The sequence below is a fragment of the Nocardia pseudobrasiliensis NBRC 108224 genome (genome assembly GCF_001613105.1).
Classification (GTDB): Bacteria; Actinomycetota; Actinomycetes; order Mycobacteriales; family Mycobacteriaceae; genus Nocardia; species Nocardia pseudobrasiliensis.
In genome coordinates this window covers 24,823-40,476 of record NZ_BDBS01000031.1, presented here as the reverse complement: position 1 = coordinate 40,476, position 15,654 = coordinate 24,823, and the positions used below count along the sequence as shown (strand labels likewise).

General features: G+C 67.6%; 16 protein-coding genes. 9 read left to right on the top strand and 7 right to left on the bottom strand.

What is annotated here, in order from left to right:
- Positions 1 to 139 precede the first annotated feature (139 nt).
- A complete protein-coding gene (locus NP4_RS23730) occupies positions 140 to 766 on the top strand; it encodes a TetR/AcrR family transcriptional regulator (protein ID WP_068001812.1) in 627 nt (208 codons plus the stop codon).
- Here the strand turns inward: NP4_RS23730 and NP4_RS23725 are convergent.
- A complete protein-coding gene (locus tag NP4_RS23725) occupies positions 763 to 1,620 on the bottom strand; it encodes an oxygenase MpaB family protein (protein WP_068001810.1) in 858 nt (285 codons plus the stop codon). The two genes, NP4_RS23730 and NP4_RS23725, sit on opposite strands and share 4 nt — an antisense overlap.
- Positions 1,621 to 1,719: 99 nt before the next feature.
- Here NP4_RS23725 and NP4_RS23720 point away from each other — a divergent pair, with 99 nt between their 5' ends.
- Both NP4_RS23720 and NP4_RS23715 read left to right on the top strand, forming a co-directional pair.
- Positions 1,720 to 3,150, top strand: coding sequence for an acyl-CoA synthetase (locus NP4_RS23720; RefSeq protein ID WP_114755430.1), 1,431 nt, complete (start codon positions 1,720 to 1,722; stop codon positions 3,148 to 3,150).
- Positions 3,151 to 3,184: 34 nt separating this feature from the next.
- The gene (locus tag NP4_RS23715) at positions 3,185 to 3,553 is read left to right on the top strand and encodes a PPOX class F420-dependent oxidoreductase (RefSeq protein WP_068001807.1); all 369 of its coding nucleotides are present in this window, start codon (positions 3,185 to 3,187) and stop codon (positions 3,551 to 3,553) included.
- 311 nt (positions 3,554 to 3,864) lie between these two features.
- Here the strand turns inward: NP4_RS23715 and dapD are convergent, their stop codons facing one another.
- A complete protein-coding gene (gene dapD / locus NP4_RS23710) occupies positions 3,865 to 4,818 on the bottom strand; it encodes a 2,3,4,5-tetrahydropyridine-2,6-dicarboxylate N-succinyltransferase (RefSeq protein WP_068001805.1) in 954 nt (317 codons plus the stop codon).
- A 39-nt stretch (positions 4,819 to 4,857) separates the two neighbouring features.
- Here dapD and dapE point away from each other — a divergent pair, with 39 nt between their 5' ends.
- The 6 genes from dapE (at position 4,858) to NP4_RS23680 (ending at position 11,109) form a co-directional block, all read left to right on the top strand.
- Entirely contained in the window at positions 4,858 to 5,958 is a 1,101-nt protein-coding gene (gene dapE / locus NP4_RS23705; protein ID WP_068001803.1) for a succinyl-diaminopimelate desuccinylase, read from the top strand.
- A gap of 152 nt (positions 5,959 to 6,110) precedes the next feature.
- Positions 6,111 to 6,908, top strand: coding sequence for an LOG family protein (locus tag NP4_RS23700; RefSeq protein ID WP_068001800.1), 798 nt, complete (start codon positions 6,111 to 6,113; stop codon positions 6,906 to 6,908).
- A complete protein-coding gene (locus NP4_RS23695) occupies positions 6,905 to 7,438 on the top strand; it encodes an LOG family protein (RefSeq protein ID WP_373863861.1) in 534 nt (177 codons plus the stop codon). The genes NP4_RS23700 and NP4_RS23695 overlap by 4 nt, the downstream gene beginning before the upstream one ends.
- Before the next feature lie 33 nt (positions 7,439 to 7,471).
- A complete protein-coding gene (locus NP4_RS23690) occupies positions 7,472 to 9,238 on the top strand; it encodes a long-chain-acyl-CoA synthetase (RefSeq protein WP_068001794.1) in 1,767 nt (588 codons plus the stop codon).
- A gap of 45 nt (positions 9,239 to 9,283) precedes the next feature.
- Positions 9,284 to 10,162 carry a dihydropteroate synthase gene (gene folP, locus NP4_RS23685; RefSeq protein ID WP_068001792.1) on the top strand — a complete coding sequence of 293 codons (879 nt, stop codon included), beginning with the start codon at positions 9,284 to 9,286 and terminating at the stop codon, positions 10,160 to 10,162.
- Positions 10,159 to 11,109 (top strand): glucosyl-3-phosphoglycerate synthase, encoded by a 951-nt coding sequence (locus NP4_RS23680; RefSeq protein ID WP_068001789.1) that lies wholly within the window; start codon positions 10,159 to 10,161, stop codon positions 11,107 to 11,109. Before folP ends, NP4_RS23680 begins: the two co-directional genes overlap by 4 nt.
- 36 nt (positions 11,110 to 11,145) lie before the next feature.
- On the opposite strand, the gene NP4_RS23675 is transcribed toward NP4_RS23680, so the two are convergent.
- The 5 genes from NP4_RS23675 to sigE form a co-directional block, all read right to left on the bottom strand.
- Positions 11,146 to 11,982, bottom strand: coding sequence for a hypothetical protein (locus NP4_RS23675; RefSeq protein WP_062511971.1), 837 nt, complete (start codon positions 11,980 to 11,982; stop codon positions 11,146 to 11,148).
- Positions 11,983 to 12,134: 152 nt separating this feature from the next.
- Positions 12,135 to 12,542: a Sec-independent protein translocase protein TatB gene (tatB, locus tag NP4_RS23670; protein WP_373863862.1), complete on the bottom strand. Its 408-nt coding sequence runs from the start codon at positions 12,540 to 12,542 to the stop codon at positions 12,135 to 12,137.
- A gap of 80 nt (positions 12,543 to 12,622) precedes the next feature.
- On the bottom strand, positions 12,623 to 14,191 hold the full coding sequence (locus NP4_RS23665) for a trypsin-like peptidase domain-containing protein (RefSeq protein WP_068001786.1): 1,569 nt from the start codon (positions 14,189 to 14,191) through the stop codon (positions 12,623 to 12,625).
- Positions 14,192 to 14,201: 10 nt separating this feature from the next.
- Positions 14,202 to 14,585 carry a zf-HC2 domain-containing protein gene (locus NP4_RS23660; protein ID WP_068001784.1) on the bottom strand — a complete coding sequence of 128 codons (384 nt, stop codon included), beginning with the start codon at positions 14,583 to 14,585 and terminating at the stop codon, positions 14,202 to 14,204.
- Positions 14,586 to 14,649: 64 nt separating this feature from the next.
- On the bottom strand, positions 14,650 to 15,342 hold the full coding sequence (gene sigE, locus NP4_RS23655; RefSeq protein WP_082876167.1) for an RNA polymerase sigma factor SigE: 693 nt from the start codon (positions 15,340 to 15,342) through the stop codon (positions 14,650 to 14,652).
- Between the last annotated feature and the right edge of the window lie 312 nt (positions 15,343 to 15,654).

Sequence of the window (15,654 nt, the reverse complement as noted above, 5' to 3'; positions counted from 1 at the left end):
CGTGAGGCGGAAGAAGTGTGAGAAACTTCTCTTCTCACCTTCTCATCGGGCGATGCCCATGTCAATGCCGGTACCCCATTGGTGACGATATGGGAAGATCTCCCTGTCATCGTGTCGTTTCGCGGGAAGGAGTCCGGGCATGGCCAAGCTGTTGCCGCTGGTCCGCGATGCGGGGGCCGAGGATCGCGGCCAGATCAAGGTGCTCGACGCGGCGCTGCTGGCCTTCCTCGACTTCGGAATCAAACGCACGAGCATGGTCGAGGTGGCGCGGCGCGGTGGATTGTCGCTGGCCACGCTGTATCGGCGATTCGCGGGGAAGTCGGATTTGATCCAGGCCGTCGGGCTGAGGCAGGCGCGGCAGTTCGTGCAGCAGGTCGACGCGGCCGTGCAGCCGCAGATCGATGGCGATGCCCCGGCCGAGGAGCAGATCGTCGAGCTGTTCGTGGCCTTCGTCGACGGGCTGCGCGGCAATCGGCTGCTCGATCGGCTGTTGAAGACCGAGCCGGAGATCGTGCTGCCGCATCTGACCGTTCGGGGCGCGCCGGTGATCGAGCTCGGCCGCGACTATCTGGCCGAATTCATCACGCGGCTACAGGACGAGGACAAGCTCGAGCGCTACGACCCGCTGCCGCTGGCCGAGACGATCGCGCGCACCGCGCTGTCCATGGCGCTGACGCCGCAGACTGTGATTCCGCTCGAGGACGAGGTCGCGCTGCGACAGTTCGCGCGCGACCACATCGTGCCCGGGTTCCGGCTGCGCGGCTAGACCAGGCGCAGGCCCAGCGCGCGGCGCACGCGCAGATCGGTCAGGAAGATGTTGATCGGAAAGAGCTCGAGCTGCTTGGGCAATCGCTGCTCCACCGCGCCGACGAGGCGCAGCAGCCGGGCCAGTCGGCGGTCGTCGGTGTCGCTCCAGGTCATGCCCATCTGCTCGCGCAGCCGCGGGGGTAGCAGGCCCGCGACGACCCAGCGGTGAAACGCACCGAATACCAAAGGGATCGGCTGCGGGAACATCCTCAGATCGATCAGGTCCTGGAAGTAGGCGCGTACGGGCGGATCGATACTCGTGCGGGCCAGGTTGGTGGTCCAGTAGCGGTCGAAGGCCGTGCGGTCGGGCGGCCAGAGTTCCTGTGGCATCTGCAATGTCGTGCCCAGACGGGCGCAGTGGTGATAGAAGCCGTCGGCGTCGGCCTCGGTCATGGGGCCGTGCATGCGCTCGTACAGATCGCGGGCGCCCCAGTACAGGCAGGCGGCCACCCACAGCTGCAGGCGGGGGTCGAAGGCGTTGTACTTCACCGGACTCGACGCGGTGGAGCGCACCGGGCGATGCGACCAGTTGATCGCGGCGCGATAGGCCGCGCGTTCGGTCTCGGTGCCGAGCATGGCCACGGCCAGATAGGTCAGGGTGGTGCGGGTGCGTTTGATCGGATGCAGCATGATCTTGCCGCTGTCCACCGTGCTCTCGACGACGCCGTAGCCGACCGGTGGGGAGCTGAGCTGCATGATCACATTCGCCGCGGCGCCGAAGAAGGCGGCGGAACCGTCGATGAAGCGGGTGATGTCGAAATCACCGCTCGGCGTGTGTTTTTCGTGCGGCGTCGCGCGAATCGGCCTGGTCATCGTTGACCTCGTTCTCGGTGAGAAAGCTGTGGATCAAATTTCTCACTGACTCAATGGTGTGTCAACCATCACAGTGCTGCGGATTGGTAGTTTGGGCGGGTGATCTCTGGATCGTTACCGCTGCTGCGCTCGTTGAATCCGGCCGCCGTCGCCGCGGGGGCCGATATTCCCGATGCGGTCACCATCGACTCCCAGGTGCTTTCGCGCAGCGATGTGCTCGGCGCGGCCACCTCGGTCGCCGAGCGGATCGCCGGGGCCGATCGGGTGGCGGTGTTGGCGCGGCCGACGGTGACGACCGTGCTCGCGGTGGTCGGATGTCTCATCGCGGGTGTGACCGTGGTGCCGGTGCCGCCCGACGCGGGGGCGGCCGAACTCGCGCACATCCTGGCCGATTCCGGTGCGCGGGCGTGGCTCGGCGAGGCGCCTGAGGGGACGTCGCTGCCGGTGGTGCCGGTGCGTAAACACGCCCGCTCGTGGCACACCTATCCCGAACCGGACGCGCGCACAACGGCTTTCATCCTCTACACCTCCGGGACGACGGGTGCGCCCAAGGGTGTGATGCTCAGTCGCGGCGCGATCGCGGCCGGATTGGACGCGCTGGCCGAGGCGTGGGCGTGGACTTCGAAAGATGTTCTGGTGCACGGGCTTCCGCTGTTCCATGTGCACGGGCTGATCCTGGGCCTGCTGGGACCGCTGCGGCTGGGCAGTCCGCTCGTGCACACCGGTAAGCCGACGCCGCAGGCGTATGCCGCCGCGGGCGGGACGCTGTATTTCGGGGTGCCGACGGTGTGGTCGAGAATTGTCGAAGATCCCACCGCGGCAAAGGAATTGGCCTCCGCGCGGCTGCTGGTATCGGGTAGTGCGCCGCTGCCGGTGCCGGTCTTCGAGCGGCTGCGCGAGCTGACCGGGCAGGCGCCGATCGAGCGGTACGGCATGAGCGAGACCATGATCACGCTGTCCACCCGCGCCGACGGCGAGCGTCGGCCCGGCTGGGTCGGAATTCCGGTGGCCGGCGTGGAAACTCGGCTGCGCGACGAGGCGGGGGACGCGGTGCCGCACGACGGGGAGAGTATCGGCGGGCTGCAGGTGCGCGGGCCGATGTTGTTCGACGGGTATCTGAACCGGCCCGAGGCGAGCGCCGAATGCTGGACCGAGGACGGGTGGTTCCGCACGGGTGACGTCGCGGCGATCGATGTCGACGGCTTCCACCGCATCGTGGGCCGGGAATCGGTGGATCTCATCAAGTCCGGCGGTTTCCGCGTCGGGGCGGGGGAGATCGAGACCGTACTGCTCGGCCATCCGGCCGTCGCGGAGGCGGCGGTGGTCGGCCTGCCCGACGCGGATCTGGGCCAGCGCATCGTCGCCTTCGTCGTGCCGCGAGGCGCGCCCGGCGACTCGCTTGCGGACGAACTCATCGATCTTGTGGCACAACAGCTCTCGGTGCACAAGCGCCCGCGCGAGGTCCGCCTGGTGGACGCGCTGCCCCGCAACGCCATGGGTAAGGTCCAGAAGAAACATCTGACGGCTTGACCTCTACCACACTCGAGGTCCTAGGCTTCCTACCATGATCGCAACGCTGTCACCCGCCCAGATCGAGTATCTGCGCACCCAGCGGCTGGGCCGACTCGCCACCATCCGCCCCGACGGCTCCCCCCAGAACAACCCCGTCGGCTTCCGCTACAACGAGGCCCTCGGCACCATAGACATCGGCGGCCGAGACCTCGGCGCCTCCCAAAAATTCCGCAACCTCACCAAGGAAGACCGCGTCGCGTTCGTAGTGGACGACATCAAATCCCAATCCCCCTGGGAAGTCCGCTGCCTGGAAATCCGAGGCACAGCCCAAGCCCTCCGCAACACCGAAACCTACCTCCCCGGCGGCTCTCCCGAACTCATCCGCATCACCCCCGAACGAATCCTCGCCTTCGGCATCTGACCCCTCGCCCCGCTCGGGGATAAGAGTTGGCCACCCGAGCGACGCTGGCAGACCGCTGCGAGCCCACCGATTCGTCCTCACCGCAATGCTGTTCGAACGTATGCCGCTGCTGTGGTGTGCATTCGTCCCGCAGGGGCGGCCTCCATCTATTCCACAGGGACGGCATCGGTTTGGTCTGCGTTGGCGGCATCCGTTTGTCTTGCGGTGGGGGCACCCATTTTCCCCCGCCGCGCTGCCGCCCAGATTTCCTCGCCGCACTACCGCCCATATTTCCCCCGCCGCGAGCGTCAGCGAGCGGCGGGGGTGCGCGGTCAGTTCGCGTGCAGGGCCGCGTTGAGTTCGATGCCCGTGCCCTTGCGGGCTACCACTTCCACTGCGCCCGTGAGGGAATTGCGGCGGAACAGCAGGTTGGATCGGCCCGACAGGTCCGCTGCCTTGGCGGTCTTGCCGTCGGGGAGGGTCAGTTTGGTGCCTGCGGTTACGTAGAGGCCCGCTTCGATGACGCAGTCGTCGCCGAGGGAGATGCCCAGGCCCGCGTTGGCGCCGAGGAGGCAGCGTTCGCCGATGGAGATGACCTCCTTGCCGCCGCCGGAGAGGGTGCCCATGATCGAGGCGCCGCCGCCGACGTCGGAGCCGTTGCCGACTACCACGCCCGCGGAGATGCGGCCCTCGACCATGGACGCGCCCAGGGTGCCCGCGTTGTAATTGACGAAGCCCTCGTGCATGACCGTGGTGCCCTCGGCCAGATGCGCGCCCAGGCGCACGCGGTCGGCGTCGGCGATGCGGACTCCCGACGGCAGGACGTAGTCGACCAGGCGGGGGAACTTGTCCACGCCGTAGACGGTCACCGGGCCGCGGGCGCGCAGCTTGGCCCGCACCAGCTCGAACTCCTCGACCGAGCACGGCCCGTGGTTGGTCCACACGACATTGGCGAGCAGTCCGAAGATGCCGTCCAGATTGGCGCCGTGCGGCCGAATCAGCCGATGCGACAGCAGATGCAGTCGCAGATACACGTCGTGGGTGTCGACCGGCGCCGCGGCCACATCGGCGATGGTCGTGCGCACGGCCACCACCTCCACCCGCCGGGCCTCGTCGAAGCCGACGAGTTCGGCGAAGCGGGCGTATTCGGGATCGGTGGGGCCCAGCTTTTCGGTTCCGGCCGCCGCGAACTCTCCGAGCTGCGGATACGGATACCAGGTGTCGAGGACCGTGCCGTTGACGGTCACGGTCGCGAGGCCGACTGCGGAAGCTCCCTGAATACTCACACAGGCAGTTTAGGCAAACGAACAATTAGGGTGGATGGGGTGACCATCGATCTGCGCGCCGACCCCATCGCCTTGACCGCCGCCCTCGTCGACATGCCGAGCGTCTCGCGGGATGAAGCGGCCATCGCCGACGTCGTCGCGGCGGCGCTGCGCGAGCAGACCGAGGGTTTCGAAGTGCTGCGCCACGGCAATACCGTGCTGGCCCGCACCGACCGCGGCCGCCCCACCCGCGTCATCCTCGCCGGACATCTGGATACCGTCCCGATCGCGGACAACGTCCCGGGCCACGTCGTCGTCGAGGACGGCGAGGAGCGTCTGTACGGCTGCGGCAGCGTCGATATGAAATCCGGTGACGCCGTGTTCCTGCATCTGGCCGCCACGGTCGCCGATCCGGTCTGCGATCTGACCCTGATCTTCTACGACTGCGAGGAGATCGCCGCCGAATTCAACGGTCTCGGCGGCATCGAACGCGAACTGCCCGAATGGCTCGACGCCGATCTGGCCATTCTCGGCGAACCCTCGGGCGGCTGGATCGAGGCGGGCTGTCAGGGCACCCTGCGCGCCCGGCTCACCGCCTCCGGCACCCGCGCCCACACCGCGCGAGCCTGGTTGGGCGACAACGCGATTCACGATCTGGCCCCGGTCCTGGAACGTCTGCGCGACTATCGCGCCCGCGAGGTGGAGATCGACGGCTGCGTCTACCGTGAGGGCCTGTCGGCGGTCCAGGTGTCCGGCGGCGTCGCGGGCAATGTCGTACCCGACGAGGCCGAGGTGGTCGTGAACTTCCGCTTCGCGCCGGACCGCACGCTCGACGAGGCGACCGAACATGTGCGCCAGGTCTTTTCGGGCCTGGGCGTCGAATTCGAACGCACCGACGGCGCACCGGGCGCCCTGCCCGGCCTGTCCGCGCCCGCGGCCAAGAATCTGGTCGAGATGGTGCACACCCACGGCGGCGGCGGAGTGCGCGCCAAATACGGCTGGACCGATGTCTCCCGATTCGCCGCGCGCGGCATCCCGGCGGTGAACTTCGGCCCGGGCGATCCCAATCTGGCCCACAAGGTCGACGAGCACGTGCCGACCGCGCAGATCACCACCGTCGCCGAGATCCTGCGCAGCTACCTCACCGGGGCGGGTGTCTGAGGCTGTTGCCGCCGCCGCTGTGAAGTTCGTCACCTGGGCGCGGCGGCTCGCCGCCGTCCTGGACCGGCGGAGCGGAGGAGGGACGGGCGGAGATCGCCAAGGCCGCGACCGCGACGCCGGAGCGGCGCGGAGAGCGCTGTTAGCGTAGCGATATGTCCACCGAGTTCGAGTCCGATCGGCAGCCGAGGTCCACTCCGAAGTTCCGCGGACCCGTGATGCTGCGCCGCGATCGTAAAGAGGGCACCGGCACCACCGATCAGCATCTGCTCGACGGTCGCGGGCCCACCGACTGGGTGCACACCGACCCCTGGCGGGTGCTGCGCATTCAGAGCGAATTCGTGGAGGGTTTCGGAGCGCTGGCCGAAATCCCGCGCGCCGTAGCGGTTTTCGGCTCGGCCCGCACCGCGATCGAGACGCCGGAATACGAATCGGCCCGGGCCATCGGCGCGGCGCTGGCGCGAGCCGGATTCGCGGTCATCACCGGCGGCGGCCCCGGCGTCATGGAGGCGGCCAATCGCGGCGCGTCGGAGGCGGGCGGCTATTCGATCGGCCTGGGCATCGAACTGCCCATGGAACAGGGCCTCAACGAATGGGTCGATCTGGGCCTGAACTTCCGCTATTTCTTCGCCCGCAAAACGATGTTCGTCAAATATTCGCAGGCGTTCATCTGCCTGCCCGGCGGTTTCGGCACCCTCGACGAACTGTTCGAGGCGCTCACGTTGGTGCAGACCCGCAAGATCACCCGCTTTCCGATCGTGCTGTTCGGCACCGACTACTGGTCGGGATTGGTGCGGTGGCTGCGGGATTCGCTGCTGGAGTCGGGCAAGATCTCGCCGGGCGATGTGGATCTGCTGTATGTCACCGACAGCGTCGACGTGGTGATCGATATCGTCGTGCGCGCTGCCGAGAGTCGCGGTGAGCACGTGACCGGTACGGAGGATCAGTGGTGAGCTATGCGGTGTGCGTCTACTGCTCGGCCAGCGCGGACGGTCCGGAGAATCTGGCTCTCGCCGCCGGGGTGGGCGCCGAAATCGCCCGGCGCGGTTGGCAATTGGTCTCCGGTGGCGGCAATGTCTCGATGATGGGCGCGGTCGCGCGGGCGGCCCGCGCGGCCGGTGCGCGCACGGTCGGAGTGATCCCCAAGAGCCTGGTGCATCGTGAGGTCGCCGATGTCGACGCCGACGAGCTGATCGTCACCGACACCATGCGCGAGCGCAAACAGGTCATGGAGGATCGCGCCGACGCCTTCCTCACCCTGCCCGGCGGCGTCGGCACGCTCGAGGAATTCTTCGAGGCCTGGACCGGCGGTTATCTCGGCCTGCACGACAAACCGCTGGTGGTGTTGGATCCACACGGGCACTATCGCGGACTGTTCGCCTGGCTCGGCGAGATTCAGGGTGGCGGATTCATCGGGCAGGGCGCGCTCGACCGAGTTACCGTGGCCACAGACCTGGCCTCGGCATTCGAGGCGCTCGCCTGAGTCGACCTGAGCACGAACCCTGCTGGAGGAACCGTGGCCGCGGACACCCGCAATATCTCCCTGCTCGACATCGCCCGGAAGTTACCCGCCATGGCATTGGACGCGCCGGGAATGCTGCGCGGTGTGCTCGGCATGATGGCGCGCCCGCATGACAAAGTCTCTGTGGGCCTGCACTTTCAACGCGCGGCCGATCGGTTCCCGGATCGCCCGTTCGTGCGGTTCGAGGAGCGTGAGTACAGCTACGGTTCGGCCAATGCCGAGGTGAACCGCTACGCCGCCGTGCTGACCGCGCGGGGCGTGCGGCGTGGTGATGTGGTCGGGGTGCTGATGACCAATCGGCCCGAGACGCTGTTCGTGGTGCTGGCGACGGTGAAGCTGGGCGCGACCATCGGAGTGCTCAATCACAATCAGCGCGAACAGGTTCTGGAGCACAGCTTCGGTCTGCTCGGCAGTGTGCTGAACGTGATCGGCGAGGAGTGCCGCGACGCGCTGGACACGCTGGGCGAGCCACTCGACAATGTGCTCTACTCCGGTGAGCTGGAGGAGCTGGCGCGCGGCGCCGATGCCACGAATCCGCCTGTGTGCGAGGATATTCGGGGCAGCGAGCGAGCCTTCCTGATCTTCACCTCCGGCACCACCGGCCTGCCCAAGGCCAGCGTGATGACCCACTTCCGCTGGAACAAGAGCCTGGCGGGGTTGGGCGGCTTGGGAATTCGGCTGCACGGTGACGACACCATGTACTGTTGCCTGCCGCTGTATCACAACAACGCGCTGACCGTCGCGCTCGGCGCGGTGCTGGGCGCGCGGGCGACTTTGGCTCTGGGGCGCAAGTTCTCGGTGTCGCGGTTCTGGGAGGAGGTGGTCGCCTCGCGGGCCACCGCCTTCATCTACATCGGCGAGCTGTGCCGGTATCTGCTCAATCAGCCCGATAAGCCGCAGGAGCGCGAGCATCGAGTGCGCCTGGCGGTCGGCAATGGATTGCGGCCGGAGCTGTGGGACGAGTTCCGCGAGCGGTTCGGTATCGGCCGGATCGTCGAATTCTACGGCGCCAGTGAGGGAAACGTCGCGTTCATCAACGCGTTCGGGGTGGATCGGACGGCCGGATTCGGGCCGCTGCCGTACGCGGTGGTCGAATTCGACGATGCCACAGGCAAACCCAAGCGGTTCCCGGACGGGCGGTTGCGGCGGGTGGGCTCGGGTGGTGTGGGGCTGCTGCTGTCCCAGGTCACCGACCGTTCGCCGTTCGACGGTTACACCGATCAGAAGGCGACCGAATCGAAGCTGGTGCGCGACGCCTTCGACGACGGCGATCTCTGGTTCGACACCGGAGATCTGGTGCGCGATCAGCACTGGCGGCATATCGCGTTCGTGGACCGGCTCGGCGACACCTTCCGGTGGAAGGGTGAGAATGTCGCCACCACGCAGGTCGAGGCGGCCTTCGACGGTGCGGACGCGGTCACCGAGGCCGTGGTCTACGGCGTCGACGTTCCCGGGGCCGACGGTAAGGCCGGTATGGCCGCGCTGACCCTGCGCCCGGGCGTCGAATTCGACGGCAAGGCCCTGGCCGGTCATCTCGCCGATCGGCTGCCCGCCTACGCCGTCCCGCTGTTCGTGCGCGTGGTCGACGAGCTCCAGACCACCTCGACCTTCAAAAGCCTCAAGGTGGACCTGCGCAAGCAGGGCTACACGCCGGACGACGCGACCACCCTCTACGTCCTGTCCGGTCGGGAGGACGGGTACGTGCCCTTCTACGACGACTACGTCGACGAGGTGGCGAGGGGTAAAGCCCCGAGGCTGTGATGCCCGCACCCCGTCGGGCGCGGCCCGGCCGATAAACTCGTGATCATGAGTTCGACGCCGGTGTTGTCCACTTTGTGCGGGAAACCGGTGGTGACGGATCGGTCGCTGGTCATGGCCATCGTGAACCGCACGCCGGACTCGTTCTACGACCAGGGGGCCACGTTCTCCGACGAGGCCGCGATGGCGGCCGTCGAGCGGGCGGTCGTCGAGGGTGCGGATCTGGTCGATATCGGCGGGGTGAAGGCCGGGCCGGGGACCGAGGTCGACGCCGCGGAGGAGGCCCGGCGGGTGGTGCCGTTCGTGGCGGCTATTCGACAGCGATATCCGGACCTGCTGATCAGTATCGATACCTGGCGCGCGGAGGTGGCCCGGGCGGCGGTCGCGGCGGGTGCGGGGCTGATCAACGACACCTGGGCGGGCGCGGATCCCGATCTGGTTCGGGTGGCCGCCGATCTCGGGGCGGGCATCGTCTGCAGTCATACCGGCGGGGCGCGGCCGCGTACCCGCCCACACCGGGTGCGGTACGCCGATCTGGTGGGCGAGGTGACCGATACGCTGGTGCGGGCCGCCGAGGCGGCCGAGGCGGCGGGTGTCGCGCGGGACGCGATTCTGATCGATCCGACCCATGATTTCGGCAAGAACAGTTACCACGGGCTCGAACTGTTGCGGGCGATGGACGTTCTTGTAAATACCGGATGGCCGGTCTTGATGGCGCTGAGCAACAAGGATTTCATCGGGGAGACTCTCGGTGTCGGCCTATCCGAGCGATTGGAGGGCACATTGGCGGCAACCGCGTGGTCGGCCGCGGCCGGCGCTCGAGTGTTCCGTGTCCACGAGGTCGCTGCGACCCGGCGCGTGGTGGACACGATCGCCGCGATTCAGGGCATCCGGCCCCCCGCACGAACTCTGCGAGGTCTGGTATGACAACCAACCCCGAAAATTTCGACAACTCCGACGACTGGGCGATCTCGCGTACGTGGGATCGCCCCGAGTGGACGATCGACGAACTGATCGCCGCCAAGGACGGGCGCACGGTTTCCGTGGTGCTGCCCGCGCTGAACGAGGAACGTACCGTCGCCGACGTGGTGGCCAGTATTCTGCCGCTGGTCGGCACGCTGGTCGACGAGCTCGTCGTGTTGGATTCCGGATCATCCGATGCGACCATCGAGCGGGCCCGGGGTGCCGGGGCGCGCGTGGTCACCCGCGAACAGGCCGTTCCCGAATTGGAGCCCGTGCCCGGTAAGGGTGAGGTGCTGTGGCGTTCGCTGGCCGCCACAACCGGGGATCTGATCGCCTTCGTCGATTCGGATCTGATCGATCCGGATCCGCTGTTCGTGCCGCGGCTGCTGGGCCCGCTGCTGACGGTCGACGATGTGCATCTGGTCAAGGCGTACTACCGTCGCCCGCTGCGTCAGGGCGAGACGGTCGATCACAACGGCGGCGGCCGCGTCACCGAGTTGGTGGCCCGCCCCCTGCTGTCGGCGCTGCGCCCCGACCTGTCGAAGGTGTTGCAGCCCTTGGGCGGTGAATACGCCGGCACCCGCGAACTGCTGACCGCCGTCCCCTTCGCCCCCGGCTACGGCGTGGAAATCGGCCTGCTCCTGGACACATACGACCTCCTGGGCCTCCCCGCCATCGGCCAGGTCAACCTGGGCGTCCGCACCCACCGCAACCGCCCCCTCTCCGACCTAGGCGTCATGAGTCGCCAAATCGTAGGAACCATCCTGGGCCGCAGCGGCATCCGAGACTCAGGCGCCGCCCTCACCCAATTCCCTTTGATAGGCGACGAATTCACCGCCCTGACCACAGAGGTCTCCCTCTCCGACCGCCCCCCGATGAACACCCTCCGCCCCACCGAGGTAGCCGCCTGACCGGGCGACGGGGGACGTCTGACCCTTTGTCGCCCATTACCTTTCGTGGCGGTAGATCGGGGTGAGCAGGTCCGCTTCCAAGGGTTCGCCGGTGTTGCGGTCGTAGCGGACGCCTACTACGGCGGAGAAGGGGTGGGTGCCTGCTCGTTCGTGGAGGGTGGCCAGGCGGGTGGCCAGGAGGCGGATGGCGCCGAGGGAGCCGGGTGGGTGGAGGCCGTCTATGACCAGGACCGTGCCTCGGGCGTCGGGGCGGGGGACCCTTGCGAGGTAGGCGATGTCGTAGGGTTCGGTGCCGCCGGGGCGGTAGACGCGGCGGGCGGCGCGGTCTTCTATGCCGCGGCGGACTCGGCCCGCGCGGGCGACCGTGCGGCGCAGGCGGGGGTCGGCGGCGACGAGGTAGCGCAGGCTGGGGGAGAGTTCGGGGCCGCCCAGGACGATGAGGCCGTCTCGGTCCAGGTCGAGGGGGCGGCCGGGGAGGAAGCGCTCCACGCCGACGGTAAATCCCAACTCGCGCAACAGTTCCACCAGGCGGTGCGGTGCGGCGGCGTCGGGCGCGCCGACCAGCGGAGCGGCCCGGGTGGTGCTGCGGACATCGGGGGTGAGGATGGTCAGGGGGCCGTGTCCGAAGAACAGGCCCTCCGGGACCGGGCCCTGCGTACTCACCTGATGAATGCGCGCGCGGGAAAGTCCCGCCGCCGCACCGATTCTCGCGAACGTCCACCCCTCGGCGTGCAATTCGCGAATGACGGCCCGTCGAATGCGCGTGAGTTCGTTGATGGTTTGCTGGGCCTGGGCAACCCCTTCGGTAGCCGCTTTCAGGCGCTCGACCTTGTCCTCGATCGCGAACACCCGTGCCACCTCATCGGCTGACATGTGCGAAGTCTAGAGCGCTCGACAGCAGTATGTGTCCAGACTCCTTGACGACCAACCGGCCGCTATTTTTCCCGAGGTAACGCGTTTACCTGCGTCGATCCGTCCCAATAGCCCGAATGGACCGCGATACCCGCGGCAACGAGCGGAAATTGTTATGTCGCGTCGAAGTCGATCGGCGGTTTTTCATTGCGCGCCAGTGGTTTCGGGGGCTCCGGCGGCGTATATGTCGGCGGCGGGGAATATTCCGAACCGATGGAAGTACTGGTCGGTTTGTCGAATTTTCCCGTGAACAGTGAATCATCGCCGTCGAGCAGATGTTTGGTCACCATCGACTTCGGCGTCATACCGCGGAACTCGTTGAACGGCCGGCGCAACTCGTTGAGCTCCTCCAGCGGCTTGCGCAATTCGTCGAGCTCGGGTCCGAGCTCACTGCGCAACTGGGTGGTCGCGCCACTGGCGTAATCACGCACCTGCCGCAGACTCTGAGCGGTCCAGCGGATCGCCCCCGGCAACCGCTCGGGACCCAGGATCACCAATGCGGCGACCACCAGGATCACCATCTCGGGCCAGCCGATATTGAACACACAGACAGGCTACCTGGGCCGACTCGCACCGGCCGAGGTAGCCCGCAGGGGTCGGCTCAGTCCGATTCGAGCGTCACCGGAACGTCCACCCGCCGGCCGTCCCGGATCAATTGGATGTTCACCGTCTCGCCGATCTGATGCGACTGGATCGCCACTGTCAGCTCCGGGGTCTCGGTCACATCGCGGTCGCCGACCTTCACGATGATGTCGCCCTCGGCGATACCCGCCTTGGCGGCCGCGCTGCCCGGCTGCACATCGGCCACCTGCGCACCGCTGAGGACATCGTTCTCGACCTGCTTGTTGCGAGCGCTCACGCCGAGCACCGGGTGGTGCACCTGGCCGTCGCGAATGATGGTCTGCGTGATGTGCTGCACCAGATCGACCGGAATCGCGAAGCCGAGACCGACCGAACCGCCGCTCTCACTGCGGATCGCGGTGTTGATACCGATCAACCGACCTTGACTGTCCACCAGCGCGCCACCGGAGTTGCCGTGATTGATCGCGGCATCGGTCTGCACGGCGTCGAACGCGCCGGCCGAATCGTCGCCCGCCTCCGGCGTTTCCACCATCGCCCGGTGCAGCGCGCTGACGATGCCGGAGGTGACGGTCTTCTGCAGGCCCAGCGGCGAACCGATGGCCAGCACATCGTCGCCGACCTGCACATCGCCGGATTTGCCGAGCCGGATCACGGTCAGATTCTTGACGTCGACCTTGAGCACCGCGAGATCGGTCTTGGGATCGCGGCCGACCAGTTTGGCCGGGGCCCGGGTGCCGTCGGAGAAGGTGACCTGAATCTTGGCGCGGCCGGTCTTGTCCGTGGCGGCCATCGAGATCACGTGATTGTTGGTGACGATGTAGCCGTTGCCGTCGATCACCACGCCCGAGCCGAGAGCGCCGTTGTCGCCGACGGTTTCGCGAATGGAGACCACCGAGGGCAGCACCGCGTCGGCCACCTTGGCGATCTGCCCGTGCGGCTTGTCGGTCGAACTCTCCTGCTGCAGGGCGACCTTGTGCGAGGTGAGCGAGGAGGTGGTCTCCGCGGTGAACCGGCCGACCAGTCCGCCGACCACGCCGATCGCCAGCGCCACGACACCGAGAATCGCCAGCGCCTTGGGCGCGATCCGGCCGCCGAACAGCACCTCGCGCGCGCTCAGCTTGGTGGCCCGGGGCAGCTCCTGCGCCCGCGGCGTGGCGATCGCGGGCGCGCCGAGCCGGGCGCCGGATTGCGGATCGCGCCACGGATCGGCCGGACCGGCGGGCGCGCCGTTGTCCTCGGCCGCGTCCGGATCGCGTTGCAGCAGTTCGGTGGAACCCGCGGGGCGCGCGAACGCCTCGGCCAGCACTCCGTCCGGGGGACGATTCACCAATTCGGGACCGTCGTTGCGCGGGGTCGCCGTGGCGGGGGTGTGCGGAGCGAAGGAACCGGCCTGCCCGGCGGGGCGACGGAACGCCCGCGTGGTGTGGGTATCGATATGCGGTCGATAGACCGGGCGTGGACCCAGGACGGGTGCGTCCGGCGGCCTCAGGTTCCCCCTGTCGGCCGCCGAATCCGTCGCGGCACCGCGTTGCGCCGCAGCGCTCCGGTCATCGGACGTCGATCCGGCGTTCGTGGATTCGGAGGTCACTTGGTGAACTCTACTTGCGCCACCACCCGGTCCACCGCCTGCTGTCGGACACGAAATGGAACGAATCCGTCCGCAGCCCGAGGAAACTCGTGCCGCGCGACATTTCCTCCATGCCGTGTCCGGTGAGGTCGGCGAGCGGAATGCGGCTCAGGGTGTCGTGCAGATCGGTGGGAGCGGAGATCTGATGCTGCGCGGCCTGTCGCAATGCGATGCGGGCCTGCTGCTGCGCTTCGACCTCGGATGCGCATTCCGGGCACTTCGCCAAATGTTCGGCGGCGCGCAGATAGGCATTCATGCGCAACTCGCCGTCGACGTAGGCGGCAATGGCCTCACTGGCCAGATGCTCGGTGGGGGCGAATCGGGGCCGGTTGGCCGCGGCATCTTCGCCACTCATACGGTGCACACCCTTCCGACGGATAACAGCTGCGCCGGGATCGGCCGCCTGGTAGCGGCCGGGATCACCCGACCTTCTCGTCAGCGGCGAACCGCTGCTGAGAACCATTATGCGCAAGGTACTCCCGCAGTGCCTGGCGTCCGCGATGGATGCGGCTGCGCACGGTGCCCAGCTTCACACCCAGTGTCGCGCCGATCTCCTCGTAGGACAGGCCCTCGATATCGCACAGGACCACGGCCGCACGGAATTCCGGGGCCAGCGAGTCGAGCGCGGATTGCAGATCGGGGTCCAGACGGGCGTCGTGATAGGCCTGTTCGGGATCCGGGCCCTCGGAGGGCACCCGGTCGTAGTCGTCGGGCAGCGCCTCCATGCGGATGCGGTTGCGCCGGCGGACCATGTCCAGGAACAGGTTGGTGGTAATGCGATGCAGCCAGCCTTCGAATGTGCCGGGCTGGTAATTGGACAGCGACCGGAAGACGCGGATGAAGGTCTCCTGCGTCAGATCGTCGGCGTCCTGGGGATCGCCGGTGAGGCGATAGGCCAGCCGGTAGACCCGGTCGGCGTGCTCGCGGACCAGTTCGTCCCAGGTGGGCATCATGTCGCGGTCACCGGTGGCATCGAAGGCCGCGGTTCCGGACAGGGATTCTTCGAGGGCGGGGTCGCCGCCGTCGGCAGTGGGCAGCTCGTAATCGGCCGTACCGTCGATCGGCAGGCCCGATTCGGGCAGGTGGGCGTACTCACGCGCCGCATCGACCATGTGGATGGGGTTACCTCCTACTCGGGACCGTGGCCGGCACCTACACACGACACTGGTTCGTGTACGGAAAGCAACCGAATTTCGGTTCCGGTTGTTCCCGGTGGCGCCGTCCGGTGGTCGGTCGGCCTTTGCGTAGCCCTTACTTTGTCGGGTCCCGATGTGCCCGTCGTATGGGGAGGCTGAGGGACACCTGAGAAAAAATTCTCGGCAAACCCCGATCGCGACCTTCGAACCCCCGATTGCGTCCCCGCTGTACCCCGATTGCCCGCGCCAGCGGGCTCGTCGTTCGCCACGCGGGCGGTCCTCCGCCGT

Coding starts and splice junctions, on each gene's coding strand:
- NP4_RS23730 (WP_068001812.1), top strand. CDS start 140: ATGGCCAAGCTGTTGCCGCTGGTCCGCGATGCGGGGGCCGAGGATCGC.
- tatB (WP_373863862.1), bottom strand. CDS start 12,542: ATGGTGATCCTGGTGGTCGCCGCATTGGTGATCCTGGGTCCCGAGCGG.
- NP4_RS23700 (WP_068001800.1), top strand. CDS start 6,111: ATGTCCACCGAGTTCGAGTCCGATCGGCAGCCGAGGTCCACTCCGAAG.
- NP4_RS23660 (WP_068001784.1), bottom strand. CDS start 14,585: ATGAGTGGCGAAGATGCCGCGGCCAACCGGCCCCGATTCGCCCCCACC.
- sigE (WP_082876167.1), bottom strand. CDS start 15,342: ATGGTCGATGCGGCGCGTGAGTACGCCCACCTGCCCGAATCGGGCCTG.
- NP4_RS23680 (WP_068001789.1), top strand. CDS start 10,159: ATGACAACCAACCCCGAAAATTTCGACAACTCCGACGACTGGGCGATC.
- NP4_RS23715 (WP_068001807.1), top strand. CDS start 3,185: ATGATCGCAACGCTGTCACCCGCCCAGATCGAGTATCTGCGCACCCAG.
- NP4_RS23725 (WP_068001810.1), bottom strand. CDS start 1,620: ATGACCAGGCCGATTCGCGCGACGCCGCACGAAAAACACACGCCGAGC.
- NP4_RS23675 (WP_062511971.1), bottom strand. CDS start 11,982: ATGTCAGCCGATGAGGTGGCACGGGTGTTCGCGATCGAGGACAAGGTC.
- folP (WP_068001792.1), top strand. CDS start 9,284: ATGAGTTCGACGCCGGTGTTGTCCACTTTGTGCGGGAAACCGGTGGTG.